Origin of the sequence: Lachnoclostridium sp. An169 (assembly GCF_002160525.1) — a bacterium.
In the GTDB taxonomy this organism is placed as follows: Bacteria; Bacillota; Clostridia; order Lachnospirales; family Lachnospiraceae; genus Mediterraneibacter; species Mediterraneibacter cottocaccae.
The window spans coordinates 82,766-95,826 of record NZ_NFKT01000018.1 but is presented as its reverse complement, the minus strand read 5'-3'; the positions used below and the strand labels follow the sequence as shown (position 1 = coordinate 95,826).

The 13,061-nt window shown below is 50.1% G+C and carries 10 protein-coding genes; 4 read left to right on the top strand and 6 right to left on the bottom strand.

What is annotated here, in order from left to right:
- The coding region (locus B5F07_RS13350) for a transposase (protein WP_204248844.1) at positions 1–175 on the bottom strand (175 nt) is incomplete at its 3' end.
- Between the two features lie 161 nt (positions 176–336).
- Positions 337–468 carry a hypothetical protein gene (locus B5F07_RS22360; protein WP_330397820.1) on the bottom strand — a complete coding sequence of 44 codons (132 nt, stop codon included), beginning with the start codon at positions 466–468 and terminating at the stop codon, positions 337–339.
- A gap of 611 nt (positions 469–1,079) precedes the next feature.
- Here B5F07_RS22360 and B5F07_RS13345 point away from each other — a divergent pair.
- Positions 1,080–1,925 (top strand): pyridoxamine kinase, encoded by an 846-nt coding sequence (locus B5F07_RS13345; protein ID WP_087161778.1) that lies wholly within the window; start codon positions 1,080–1,082, stop codon positions 1,923–1,925.
- A 4-nt stretch (positions 1,926–1,929) separates the two neighbouring features.
- Here B5F07_RS13345 and B5F07_RS13340 read toward each other — a convergent pair whose 3' ends face one another.
- Positions 1,930–2,478, bottom strand: coding sequence for a helix-turn-helix domain-containing protein (locus B5F07_RS13340; RefSeq protein ID WP_087161777.1), 549 nt, complete (start codon positions 2,476–2,478; stop codon positions 1,930–1,932).
- Between the two features lie 315 nt (positions 2,479–2,793).
- On the opposite strand from B5F07_RS13340, the gene B5F07_RS13335 reads away from it, so the two are divergent.
- Entirely contained in the window at positions 2,794–4,092 is a 1,299-nt protein-coding gene (locus B5F07_RS13335; protein ID WP_087161776.1) for an L-cysteine desulfidase family protein, read from the top strand.
- A gap of 143 nt (positions 4,093–4,235) precedes the next feature.
- Entirely contained in the window at positions 4,236–6,116 is a 1,881-nt protein-coding gene (locus B5F07_RS13330; protein ID WP_087161775.1) for an acyltransferase family protein, read from the top strand.
- A gap of 70 nt (positions 6,117–6,186) precedes the next feature.
- Here B5F07_RS13330 and B5F07_RS13325 read toward each other — a convergent pair whose 3' ends face one another.
- Complete coding sequence (locus B5F07_RS13325) at positions 6,187–7,770, bottom strand: PucR family transcriptional regulator (protein ID WP_087161774.1); 1,584 nt, start codon at positions 7,768–7,770, stop codon at positions 6,187–6,189.
- A gap of 173 nt (positions 7,771–7,943) precedes the next feature.
- Here B5F07_RS13325 and B5F07_RS13320 point away from each other — a divergent pair, with 173 nt between their 5' ends.
- Positions 7,944–9,875, top strand: coding sequence for an NAD(P)/FAD-dependent oxidoreductase (locus tag B5F07_RS13320; RefSeq protein WP_162613133.1), 1,932 nt, complete (start codon positions 7,944–7,946; stop codon positions 9,873–9,875).
- A 142-nt stretch (positions 9,876–10,017) separates the two neighbouring features.
- On the opposite strand, the gene B5F07_RS13315 is transcribed toward B5F07_RS13320, so the two are convergent.
- Together B5F07_RS13315 and B5F07_RS13310 are read right to left on the bottom strand one after the other, a co-directional pair.
- Entirely contained in the window at positions 10,018–11,889 is a 1,872-nt protein-coding gene (locus B5F07_RS13315; protein WP_087161772.1) for a DUF2264 domain-containing protein, read from the bottom strand.
- Between the two features lie 18 nt (positions 11,890–11,907).
- On the bottom strand, positions 11,908–13,032 hold the full coding sequence (locus B5F07_RS13310; protein WP_087161771.1) for a glycoside hydrolase family 88 protein: 1,125 nt from the start codon (positions 13,030–13,032) through the stop codon (positions 11,908–11,910).
- Positions 13,033–13,061: the final 29 nt, after the last annotated feature.

Here is a 13,061-nt window from a genome sequence, read left to right as displayed (position 1 = left end):
CATGATCCTGATCATGATTCCATTCTTCTAAAGCAATCCCGTACTTTGGTGAAATATACTCAAAGATATCCTTTGCCCGGTCAGAAATCTGGTCATCAATCACTTTTCGACGATACTTTACGACCATTATGAGATGATAATAAAGAAGAAAAACTGAATGTGCATTATGATCCATATTTCTCAATATAATCAGATCCTTTCACATTTCGACTGATCATATTATATCACATCCCCGGATGGAGAACAAGTGTTCTTTTACAAGTGAGAAAAAATCAAAATATTCAGATAATAATGGCAATTTATCCCGCCACCTGCAGAGGTTGGGGGAATTCTTGCTTAACATTCGTTAAAAATATTAAAAAATAAATAAGACTTTCCGCATCTGCGGATGCCGGCAATCACCTTAATCGATCCGTTCGTCTTTCGCTCAATCAGTTGCTGCAGATAAGCATCTCCTTTTATCTCCATCGATTTGCTCCTGTTTTTTGTGTATTTACACGTTTTTATGTTTCTCAGCTTCTCATATTATCATATCCGTATTTTTTATTCAGATGTATTCTCCAAAATACTTCGATAAACTCCGGATTATCGGTACTTTAAAGTTTTTTTATTTTCAATTTAGAAATTTTCATTTTCTTTTATAATTCACTCATACTTTCGTCACATTTGCTGTCTATAATAAATGACAGATAGTTGATAAACAACTATCTCCCCCCTCATAAAGTAAAGACACCAGATGGTGTCGCACTTTACTCTCATTCCTTTAGATAACTATAAAAACGACGAAGCCCGTTAGCCCTTGTGGTTAGCGGGTTTTCGTTGTTTATAACACACTATGTAATCCACGCAGGACAAATTCTGGACACCTCCCGGGCATTTTCTTTATTCTGCGGCCAGCAGTCCCCTCCCGAAGTTTGCTCCCGATCCACCGTATGAACTGGACTGGTTAAATTATATTATTTTGGCTATTTTTATTCAATCCAGTTTCTGCTATATTTTCCTATACAGCGCGCATATACAACATGCATTTACAGCATACGTTTCACAAATCAATACCAACAAAAGGAGACTACTTTATTATGAAAAGAATTGTTACTGTCCAGGACATTTCCTGTATCGGACGCTGTTCGATCACCGTGGCGCTCCCGGTTATTTCCGCAATGGGCGTGGAGTGCGGCATCCTTCCGACAGCTGTCCTTTCCAATCATACCATGTTCCGGAGCTTTACCTGCAAAGATCTTTCGGACCAGATCGAACCGATCGCCGACACCTGGGAAAAAGAAGGGATCACGTTTGACGGGATCTACACCGGATATCTTGCCTCCCGGGAACAGTGCGGACAGACTGCGGATTTCTTCGACCGCTTCCGCACCGGTGAAAATCTGATCCTGGTGGATCCTGCCATGGCGGACAATGGCCAGCTCTACCCGGCTTTCGACGAGAGTTTTCCTTCTGCCATGGCGAAAGTATGCGCCAAAGCCGATGTAATCCTGCCGAATATCACGGAAGCCTGCCTGCTCACCGGTATGCCATATCGGCAGGAAGGCAAGTATGATGAAACCTATATTCACGAGCTTTTACAGCGGCTTTTGGAGCTTGGCTGCAGAACCGCAGTCCTCACCGGCGTGAGCTTTGAACCGGGCAGGCTCGGAGTTGCCAGCCTGGACCGGGATGGAAATGAATTTTCCTATTTTACAAAGAAATGCCCTCAGAGCTATCACGGTACGGGAGATCTCTACTCCTCCGCCGCTTTCGGCGGGCTGATGCGGGGACTGGAACTGGGCGACGCACTGGCGCTGGCTGCGGATTTCGTGGTAATGTGTATCGAAGCGACTGCAGATGCCAGTGACGCCAGATGGTACGCCGCTGAGTTCGAGTCGCAGATTCCCTGGCTGTGCAGAGAGCTGGAGGAGCGGATGAAGTGAGCGGTTATACACCGCTCCTCTCTATCTTTATCCAGAAATTATCCTCCGCCATCCGCCCCTCTGTCTTCTGTATAATCATAAATGGGTCGTAAAACGGGAGATCCAGTTCGCGGAGAATAATCTTCATCTTATCCCGTGTCCGCGGGAAGCACCTGGATTCCAGAAAATTCTCATAGTCTTCATAAGAAGGATGCTCATTGCGCCCAAAGGCACAGAATAATGGATCTGTAACAAAATTTTTAATCCGGATCCGCTGTTCGCGATCATCCACATCGATCACTGTACACAGCTGATTCTCATACATATACCTGAGCCGCAGCGGCATTTTCAGTTCCGGAACCTCCAGTTCCTCCAGAAGCCATGTCCTCTCCCGGAAAATGCACAGCAATGCTGCCGCCGCCCCTTTTGCACTGCCGCCGCTGCTCTCCCAGTGCTCCACAGTTTTGACAGACACATTAAGTAATTCTGCCAGTTCTTTTTGTTTTAAGTGCAGTTTCTGCCGGATTATCTTTACTTCACCGGCAGATAGTGACTTCTGTAAAGCAAATTCCATAGCAATCTTCCCTTCCTGTAATTTCAAGCTTTCCTATAATAATTTCAAACATTCCCATAATGTCAAGCTTACCCATAATGTCAGGACTTTCTGCTCTGATACCGGGTCTGCCATCTTTCAGTTACTTTATTGATCATAGTAATTGAAATTCTCTCCGGCTTCCTTTATTATTATAGAAGCAAAGCATTGCGCCGCTGTATCTGCTGGATCTGTTAATAAAAAGCAAGGCAATGCGCGGCTGCATCTGTTTTATTTAATATCATTTACCATATTTACACATTTACAATAAGAAAGATAAAGGAGCTGACATAAAAAATGAAAAAAGACGATATCCGCTATCAGACCTACATCCGGATTCTCGAGGAGGAGCTTGTCCCCGCCTTCGGGTGCACGGAACCTATCGCCCTCGCATATGCTGCCGCCAAAGCCCGTGAAGTTCTGGGGGACATACCGGACCGGGTCGTTCTGCAGGTCAGCGGAAGCATTATTAAGAATGTAAAAAGCGTGATCGTGCCGAACACCAACCACCTCAAGGGCATTCCCGCAGCAGCGGCTGCCGGAATCATAGCTGGAGATCCCGACAAAGAGCTCGAAGTCATTTCCCATGTGCCGGAAGACCAGGTAGACAAGATCCGGGACTTTCTGGATCACGCACCGATTGAGGTGGAGCATATCGACTACGGCCATGTATTCGACATCATTGTCACGGAATATAAAGGGGACTCTTATGTGAAAGTAAGAATCGCTGATTACCATACAAATATCGTTCTGATCGAAAAGGACGGAGATATTCTTCTGGAAAAAGAGCTGAAGGCAGAAGAGAACGATGAAGATGAGGGAGCAAACCGGGCAGACCGCAGTCTTCTGAACATGGAAGACATCTGGAATTTTGCCTGTACCGTGGACACCTCTGACGTGGCAAAACTTCTGGACCGCCAGATCCGCTATAATAACGCCATTGCCGAGGAGGGGCTGCTCGGTGATTACGGAGCAAATATCGGAAGTGTTCTCCTTCATTCCTACGGGAACGACATTACCGTGCGGGCGAAGGCAAAGGCAGCCGCCGGATCAGACGCCCGGATGAATGGCTGCGAACTCCCCGTAATTATCAATTCCGGAAGCGGAAATCAGGGAATCACCTGCTCGGTTCCCCTGATCGAATATGCGAAAGAACTGAACTCCAGCAAGGAGGAACTCTACCGGGCGCTTGTTCTCTCCAATCTCGTTGCCATCCACGAGAAAACAGGAATCGGGACTCTCTCCGCATATTGCGGCGCTGTCAGCGCCGGGGCAGGAGCCGGAGCGGGAATCGTTTACCTCTGCGGCGGCGACTACCAGGCAGTAATCCACACCGTCGTCAACGCCCTTGCAATTGTCTCCGGCATCGTCTGCGACGGAGCGAAGGCATCCTGCGCGGCGAAAATCGCATTTTCCGTGGACGCGGGAATCCTGGGCTACAACATGTACAAGAACAATCAGGAGTTCAAAGGCGGAGACGGCATCGTCATGAAAGATGTGGAATCCACCATCCGCGGCATCGGACGCCTCGGAAAGGACGGCATGAAAGAGACGAATGAAGAGATTATCAAGCTGATGGTCAGCGGGGACTGCTGATCCGGTTGTCTCCGATTCTCCTGCTTTTTGTCAAATATTATGAATTTTCTATCCCCTTCTCTACTATATATGCTAGAATAGTCAGGAGGGGATTTCTTTCCTTCTCAAAATATGTTTACAATAATTTATCTGGGGGGATACAAATGGGTGAGGAACACACTGCCGGTTTCCGAAAGCAGCAAAGATATATAAACGGAATAGACGGGCTGAGAGCAATAGCGGTACTTGCCGTACTTGCATATCATCTGCAGCTTCCTTTTGCAAAGGGAGGCCTCATCGGCGTCACCGTATTTTTCGTCATATCCGGTTTTCTGATCACACGGATTCTGCTGACAGAATCAGATACCACGGGCACCATTGATCTGAAGAACTTCTGGATCCGGCGGATCCGCAGGCTGCTCCCGGCGATCCTGACAATGCTCGCAGCGCTGATATTTGCGAGCGCTGTTTTTAACCGGGTGCTTTTTACAAAAGCCTGCTCTGATTTATTGTCTGCCATTTTCTGCTATAACAACTGGTGGCAGATATTCAATAATGTCTCGTATTTTGAAAATGCGGGAGCGCCTTCTCCTCTGACCCACTGCTGGTCACTGGCGATCGAAGCACAGTTTTATCTGGTCTATCCTCTGATCCTGATGGCGCTTTCCCGGCTTAAAGAGCACAGGAAACTGATTCCCGGCGTGACAGCGCTGCTTGCTCTTATATCTGCCGCTCTTATGTGGATCCTGTTCGATCCGGCCCAGGATCCAAGCCGGGTCTATTACGGAACGGATACCCGGGCTTTCTCACTCCTTTTCGGAGCGCTTCTCGCCATGGCATCCGAGCATGAGAAGGAACTGAATATTCTTCCCTCCACGGTAAGAGACGGGCTCGGACTTGCCGCCCTGATCGGGATTCTGTGCATCGCGGGATTCGTGGATGGTTACAGCAGTTTTCTCTACAAAGGAGGGCAGGTGCTCGTCTCTCTGCTCTCTGTGGTGGTGATCTATGCCGTTCTGAACAGAAGAAGCCTGCTGGGAGCAGTTCTCGGACTGCCGCCTCTGAAATGGATCGGCGACCGCTCATACGGGATTTATCTGTGGCATTATCCCATCATTCTTCTGGTCAGCGGCGGAAAAAAATCCACCTGGTGGATGATCCTCATTGAGATCATGCTCACTCTGATCTTTTCCGCTCTTTCCTACCGGTTTATTGAGACACCTGTCCGGCATGGTATCATCGGAAAAAGCATTACAACCATCACCTCACGCCCCAGATCCAGACGGGAACGCAGGCATGCCGTCCATGTACTGAAAAAAGCCATGAAAGCATGTCTGGTCACTTTCGCTGTCACTCTCTCTGCTGTTCTGTGCGTAATTTTTGTTCCAAAAGAACAGGCGCTGAGCAACATTGAAGACCTGGAAGCACAGGCGCAGGCTGCCGGCGAGACTGCAAAGGAAAAGGCGCAGCAAACCGGAGACGACAGCAGTGCCGCAGACGATGCACAGCAGGGATCTGATGATTCTTCCGCACCGAAAACGGACGAAGAAATCCTGGCAGACCTCCATCTTCTCCTGATCGGAGACTCTATTGCCCTGGGCGCTGCCGATGATTTTTACGCGATTTTCCCAAACAGCATCTGCGATGCCGCAATCAGCCGGTACACCACCGAGAGTTACGATATCTATGACTCCTATGTGAATAATCAGGGTTGGAACGGAGACGGCGTAATCTTTGCACTTGGTGCAAACGGTCTTATGTATGATTCTCTTCCCACACTGAGGGAACGTATGGGGCCGGATACTCCTCTGTTCATCATGACGGCAAGAGCACCATATACCACCTGGGAAGAGTCTAACAATCAGGAAATGCGCGAATTTGTCGAAGCCCATGACAACACATACCTGATCGACTGGTATGCCGCAAGCGAGGGACACAGCGAGTATTTCGAGAGCGATGAGACACACGTAAACAGTACCGGCGCGCAGGCTTTCGCAGAATGTATCCGGGATGCTGTGCTGCCGGTGTATAAGGTGGATAAATAACCTGCCTGCTGTACTGCCAATGCATAAAGCGGTGGAATGACCGACATAACCGATGTCTTCAGCGCCTGCTTCATTCCTCCACCCTCATCAGATACATCTGTATCTGGTGGAACAGCACAAAATTCTGCAGCACTATGCCGTTCTGTATGGGAATGTTGGTAATCTCGATGATCTTCTCAATCCGATGCGCCATCGTGTTGCGGTGTACACACATCTTCTTTGCCGCATCCTGAATGCTGCAGTTATAGAGAATAAAATAATAAAGTGTCTCGATATAAGAAGTATGATGTTTTTCGTCATACTTCTTTAATCTGCTGTAATATGTGTTCCGGCAGGCTTTCAGCACATCCTTGTCCACGCAGGATATCAGATAGTAGGGCAGGAAAGCGGCAAAGTAAAATACGGTATCCCGCGCTTTCAGGATCATGGCGATCTCCGCTGCATTGAGCGCTTCCCGGTAATACTGCCCCAGATCAAGCAGCGACTCAAATTCGTTGGATACCCCCAGTTTCAGGGAAAGGATCTTCGCCTCTCTCTCAATCATATTGATCTGTCTGTGCCACTGTTCCCTGCTGTCATAATTATTCAGAATCAGAATATTGTTGTGATAGCGGATCACCTTAACGGCAAGTGTAGCGGAAATCTTGTTGACCAGATAAGAAATATTGTCGATCTGTTTGTACTGGTTATAGGTGGCGATCAGCGTGCAGCGGAAATATTTCTTCGTCATCCACCGGGAGGCTTTCAGCCTTTCCTGGAGCACGAACGGAGTGGTAATCTGCCCTGACAGGACATCCCGGATGATCGATTCATAGATAATGTTCGTGGGATCAAGAAGCGCGGCGTCCCGCTCAATCTCTTTCTGAAGGATCTGGCACAGAAGCTCCGTCATATTCAGGTCCTGCCTGGTGATCTTCCTCTTTACCTGCAGTACGCCTACATAAGCGGCGACTTTCCCGTTTACCATAACTTTTGCAAGAACTCTGGGAATCTTTTCCGCCAGCCCTGTGGAGAGCAGAAATGCATGTTCCGTCTGCAGCACTTTTTCGGTAATGCCTTCATATTCAAAAGTACGGATGGACTCTGCGGAGCAGTAGCCGCTCTGCAGGGCGCTGTCAAACACCGGGTCCTCCACCTTCCCGCCGGCATCATTAATAGCCAGGACTTTATAGGCCGCATTTGTGATAATGACCGGATTTTCCAGAACCTCTGCCGCCTTTTCCGCGATCTTTTTGATATCGTGTCCGTTTTCTCCCAGAAAATAGGAGATAAACGGCTGTACGAGGAACCATTTTTCATCCATTTCCAGAAAATACCTGTGAAGCCGCTCAAAACACAGCGCAAGCGGAGTCTTCGTTATGACATAGTCATCCTGCTCTGCCTCTTCCGCTTGTGTCTCACCTGCTTGTATCTCTGCTGCTTGCGACTCTTCCGAAAAAATAACCGTAAGATGGGGGTCCTCTGTCTTTTCTTCGCTCAGGTAAATAACATTCTCATAATGCGCCACGCCCTTCTTGTAAAAATCCACGCCATAGTATTCCTTCTCATGTGTAATCCGTTGTGATACGACTTCTATGCCGAGCTGTTTTAAGATCTCTGTCAGTTTCATGTAAATATGTGACGGCTTTTTCCGGTCTCTTTTCTGCAGACCCAACCGCCACTCGCCTCCTCTCCTGTCCTCTCGCGCAGTTTTTATTGTGATTTTCCTTTATTGTGCATTGCGCACATATTTTCTCGCAAAAATTATATTTTTGACCGATGCATTGTCTTTTATGTACAGTTATACTTTAAATTATAGTACATTTTTGAAAAAGGAGGATGCTTAAAATGGTAAAGAACTACGAAAAATTGTTTGAACGCGGAAAGATCAAAAACATGTCCCTGAAAAACAGGATTGTCATGTCCCCGATGGGCACATTTTCAGAGAACCACGACGGATTCCCGTCGGGCGCCCAGATCGAATATTACCGCCGCAGGGCAAGAGGCGGCATCGGCATGCTGATCATTGAGGCTCAGTACTGCACCAACAAGACCGATCCCTGGATCGATTACATAACCACCGCCGACACGGACCAGCAGATGAAGGGATGGTCCTATATCATTGAGGCAATCCACAGCGAGGGGTGTAAAGCCTGTCTTCAGATCGGCTGCGGACTGGGACGGAATGCGTTCCCGTTTTCAGACGCCCAGATGGTAAGCGCCAGCGAAGTTCCTTCTTTCTATTTCCCGGATAAACTCTGCCGTGCATTCACCATTGACGAGATCCATGATCTGGTAGGGGCTTTTGGCCGCGCCGCTCAGAGAGCAGTCGTCGCAGAGGCAGACGCCATCGAGATCCATGCACACAGCGGATACATTCTTGACCAGTTCATGACTCCGGCGTGGAACAAGAGAACCGACGAGTATGGGGGATCGTTTGAGAACCGTATGCGTATTGTAAAAGAAATCTACGAGGCAATGAGAGCAGCGGTCGGACCGGACTTCCCGATCCTGATGCGCATGGCTGCAGACCACGATTTCGACGGCGGACGTACCCTGGAGGAATCCATCCAGATCGTCAATTACATGAAAGAGCTCGGCGTTGATGCATTTGACATCGATATGGGATGCTATGAGGACAAACAGTGGATCTGTCCTTCCATCTATCAGGGCGATTCCTGTATGGTTGACTACGCCGCAAAGATCAAGGAAGCCTGCGACGTCATCGTTCTCTGTGCAGGAAATCATTCCCCGGAAAGTGCGGAAAAAGCTCTGGAAGAGGGCAAAGTGGATTATATCATGATGGGCCGCCCGCTGATCGCAGACCCGGATCTTCCCAACAAACTTCTGGAAGGCAGAAGAGAAGACATCCGCCCGTGTCTGCTCTGCAACCAGATCTGCGTGGGAAGACTGTACGAGAACCGCAAGATCGGCTGCGCAGTAAACACTGTTGCCGTAGCGGAGCAGGATTACACATTTAAGAAGACAGATTCCCCGAAGAAAGTCGCTGTCATCGGCGGAGGCCCCGGCGGTCTGGAGGCTGCAAGAGTTGCCGCTCTGCAGGGTCACCATGTTACTCTGTATGAGAAAAACAATGTTCTCGGCGGACAGTTCAATGCTGCCAGCGCCCCGAAATTCAAACACAGGCTGCGTGAATTCATCGACTGGGAAATCCTTCAGTGCGAAAAAGCAGGCGTTGTATTCAAGTTGAACACTACGATCACCCCGGATTCTCCGGAACTGGAGGATAAGGACCGGATTATCGCAGCCATGGGCGCATCCCCGTTCCTGCCGAATATCCCGGGCATCGAAAATGCCGTAGAAGTCTGCGACGCACATCTTCACCCGGAGAAGATCTCCGGACAGAAGTTCGTTGTATGCGGCGGCGGTATATCCGGATGTGACGAAGCTCTGGAACTGGCGATGGACGGCAAAGACGTAACGATCATCGAGATGCAGGATCAGCTCTGTCCGACCGCACTTCTGGACAACCGGAATCCGCTTATGTTCCGGCTGCGTGACAACCATGTGAAATCCATGGTATCCACCACAATCAAAGAGATCCGCCCGGACGGCGTTGTCGCAGAAGGACCGGATGGTGAAGTTGAGGTCAGCGCAGACTGCATTATCGCTGCATTCGGAACGAAACCGAACTCCGAATATGTGGATGCTCTCTGCGAGAAATATCCGACCACACTTGTCATCGGCGACTGCGTGAAAGTAGGTCAGGTTGCCGAGGCGGTAAGAGGAGGCTTCTTCGCGGCGTACTCGCTGCATTGAGAAGGGAAGCGCACAGGACGGTGGAAATAGTATATAAAAAAGAGGATATTTCAATCCTTATATAAACTTTATTAATATTTCCTTTGTACAGAAAAACCGCCGTATGGAATTATTCCATACGGCGGCATCTGGTACCTTCTTATTACAGCTCCACCATCTTCCGCTCATTCCCGCAGCGGATCTCCACCCGCTCCGGCAGGATTTCCACCGCCGGACAGTTCTTCCACTGTCTCCTGCCATATTCCGTATCGCGGTGTGCATACACTCCTGTCACAAGCAGATGTTCTCCCTTCCCGAGCGTGGAAATCAGCCCCGGAAGGCAGGTCTTTTCCCAGTCCATAAGGTTTGTATTCGGGTTGCACTCTACCATGCAGTCATTCCGCGTGATTCCGTCAATCAGGCTGCATATTCCGGTGAATCCTCTCCCGCCCTCAAAGCAGCAGCCTGTGCCGTCTGTTCTGACTTCTCCCGGATTCTCCGGCGGATTGCCCACAGCGAATCCGGTCTCATAGACAACGATTTCCTCACTTGTACGGATCCGGTGAATCCGGATCTGCCAGCCTTTTACCGACGTCAGATATGTCCGGAGCTCCACTCTGTCCCCGATCTTCCAGGTTGACGCCGCGCAGCTTTCTGTGACGCATACATCCTCCACCCGGTTTCTGACGAAAAACGGCCCTGTCTCCTCCACCGGCTTTCTCTGCCTGCTGACAATCATCCGGATATCGCTGAACTGTACGCCCAGCATGGAGTCCATTGCCGCCTCTTCCTTTAAGCTCCCGCTTCTCGGAACCGAGAAACCGAACTGGCTGGAGTAGGCGAATTTCAGATATTTCTCATTGGTCAGCGTATGGTAGTTTGCCCCCGGCTGTCCGGCATTCAGGAAAAATGTGTGCCCGTTGTCATGAACTGCACACAGACCTGCTTTTCCGACAGCGTGCTGCTCCCCGCGCACCGGCATGGCTTTCTCCGGCGTCCTCCAGAGATCATGGTCATCATCCAGCGCCAGGATCAGGAATACTTTGTTGGACCAGTAAGGAGACAGGCTGCTGTTATAGGGTTCCGACATAAGCAGCTGTGGATAGGCATACCCGACGGAAAGCACGCCGTTCGGGTCAAAGATATCCTGCTGCAGCCACCAGCGCAGATTCCGGTTCAGCAGTCCTTTCAGTTCTCCCTCTTCGAAGGGGCATACTCCCGCATAGAGAAGCGCCGCCCAGAATGCCGCTGCCGCATGGCGGTAGATCATGCTTCTTCCAAACGGTACATTTGCTCCGTCCTCTGCGAAAAAATGGAGGAAATCTCTTGCGTGCAGAGCAGCGCGCTCCCGGAAAATCCGGCTGTTCGGATCTTCCGGTTCCAGCACGCTGTACACCAGTCCGTAGTAATGGAAAGCGAAAGGATTGTAATAATCCTGCCGTCCCCTGCTGCTGTCCCTGTACCAGCCGCCGCCGATATAGCAGGCATGGATCTTCTGCATCGCCTCATCGATCGCATCCTGGTCCGCCTCATGCCCCAGCTTCTGTATCACTTTTCCTGTCAGCACTTTAAAGAACTGCCAGTTGCCATCCGCGCACCTGTGGCGCAGGATCTGTCCGAGCCACTGGATCACCCGGTACTGCTCCGGCTCCGTAAGCTGTTTCCACAGGGAACAGTCTCTGTGGTACAGTGCCAGCGCAATGGCAGGAATTTCCACCATCCGCTGGTCAAAGTCTCCGATCTCTCCCCAGTAATCCGGGTGTGCCGGATCCGTTCCGTTGCAGATCCCGGTGCGGATCAGATTCAGCCATTCCGGATCCAGCCGGTCCACGGCCGGACCTGCCCCCCACAGCACCCGGGCAAAGCCCTCAATTCCGGCCATCCTGTTTCCGTATCCCACGCCGTTCACCGCATAATCGATCCGCGCGGAACTGCTGCTGTAATATTTCTTCAGCGGATCGTTGATGCCATGGAACAGCGCCAGGTAGTCGTCCTTGCTGTCCAGTCTGATTCTATCATTATTGTGCGGATTCATCCTCAATATCCTTTCTCCCTACCAGATCGGGAATTCCTTTCCGAGAATCCGCAGCAGCCCTTCCGTGAAAAAGTAATCCGAATAAATCAGCGGCACCTCGTAGGTTGACGGTCTGTGGTATGCCTCGGTAGCTCCCCCGATAATCCCGTCCTCATCCATATTCCAGTTGGCATATTTCTCTTCCGTTGCCCGGATAATATTGACAGCGGACGCCTCATAGAACTGGCGCTCCTCCCGGGAAACCCATTTTGCGATCTCCATCATGCCGCAGGCCGCGCACAGTCCTGCGCTCGTATCGTAAATCTTCGGCTCCTCCGGCGCCTGGAAATCCACGCGGGGAATATATCCCGTCCTGCTCACGGATGCGATGAAATAATTAGCCACCCGTTTCGCAAGCATCAGATAGTAGGAATTTCTTGTATATTTATAGCTTAACGCAAATCCGTATACCGCCCATGCATTTCCGCGGCTCCACGCAGAGGATGCGCTGTATCCCTGGCCGCCGATCTGCTCCAGGAACTCTCCTGTATCCGGATCAAAGCTGGCGATATGGCCTACCGAACCGTCTTCCCTCACGAGATAGCGCGCCACCGTATCTGCATGTTTCTTTGCAATCGTCTTAAAACGCGGGTCCTTCGTCTGCTCGGAAGCCCAGTACAGCAGGACGATATTCATCATGCTGTCAATAATCACCCAGCCCGGTTTGTTGTCATTCCAGGCAACGATATAATTACCTACTGTGTTAAAACGTCCGGCAAGCAGTGTCGCCGCATGGAGACCCGTATAGTATGCCTGCTCATCCCCGGTCGCCTTATAGTGCGCCACCGCCGTATGCAGCCACATGAATCCCACATCGTGATGGATATCCCGGAAACGGTAAAGCGCTTCGTCAAGTCTCTTTTCCTGCACGACCGCAGCATCTCTGTACACATCTTCCCCGGTCACGCTGTACAGCTGCCAGAGAAGTCCGCCCCAGAAACCGTTGGTCCACCAGTCGATCCCCCGTTCCTGCGCCACATCCGTATATTTTCCGTCATGAGGCATATAGGGGATGGCATCCCCAAGCCGTCCCAGTTCCGCCTTTACTTTTTCTTCCAGTTTTGCAAGCATTTCGCCTGCCCACTGTACATCTGTCTCTTTCATCCTGTTGCCCTCAACTTATCTCTATTTTT

What these genes read in the sequence shown, in the direction of transcription:
- B5F07_RS22360 (WP_330397820.1), bottom strand. Translation starts at nt 468, where the DNA reads ATGGAGATAAAAGGAGATGCTTATCTGCAGCAACTGATTGAGCGAAAG.
- B5F07_RS13345 (WP_087161778.1), top strand. Translation starts at nt 1,080, where the DNA reads ATGAAAAGAATTGTTACTGTCCAGGACATTTCCTGTATCGGACGCTGT.
- B5F07_RS13340 (WP_087161777.1), bottom strand. Translation starts at nt 2,478, where the DNA reads ATGGAATTTGCTTTACAGAAGTCACTATCTGCCGGTGAAGTAAAGATA.
- B5F07_RS13335 (WP_087161776.1), top strand. Translation starts at nt 2,794, where the DNA reads ATGAAAAAAGACGATATCCGCTATCAGACCTACATCCGGATTCTCGAG.
- B5F07_RS13330 (WP_087161775.1), top strand. Translation starts at nt 4,236, where the DNA reads ATGGGTGAGGAACACACTGCCGGTTTCCGAAAGCAGCAAAGATATATA.
- B5F07_RS13320 (WP_162613133.1), top strand. Translation starts at nt 7,944, where the DNA reads ATGGTAAAGAACTACGAAAAATTGTTTGAACGCGGAAAGATCAAAAAC.
- B5F07_RS13315 (WP_087161772.1), bottom strand. Translation starts at nt 11,889, where the DNA reads ATGAATCCGCACAATAATGATAGAATCAGACTGGACAGCAAGGACGAC.
- B5F07_RS13310 (WP_087161771.1), bottom strand. Translation starts at nt 13,032, where the DNA reads ATGAAAGAGACAGATGTACAGTGGGCAGGCGAAATGCTTGCAAAACTG.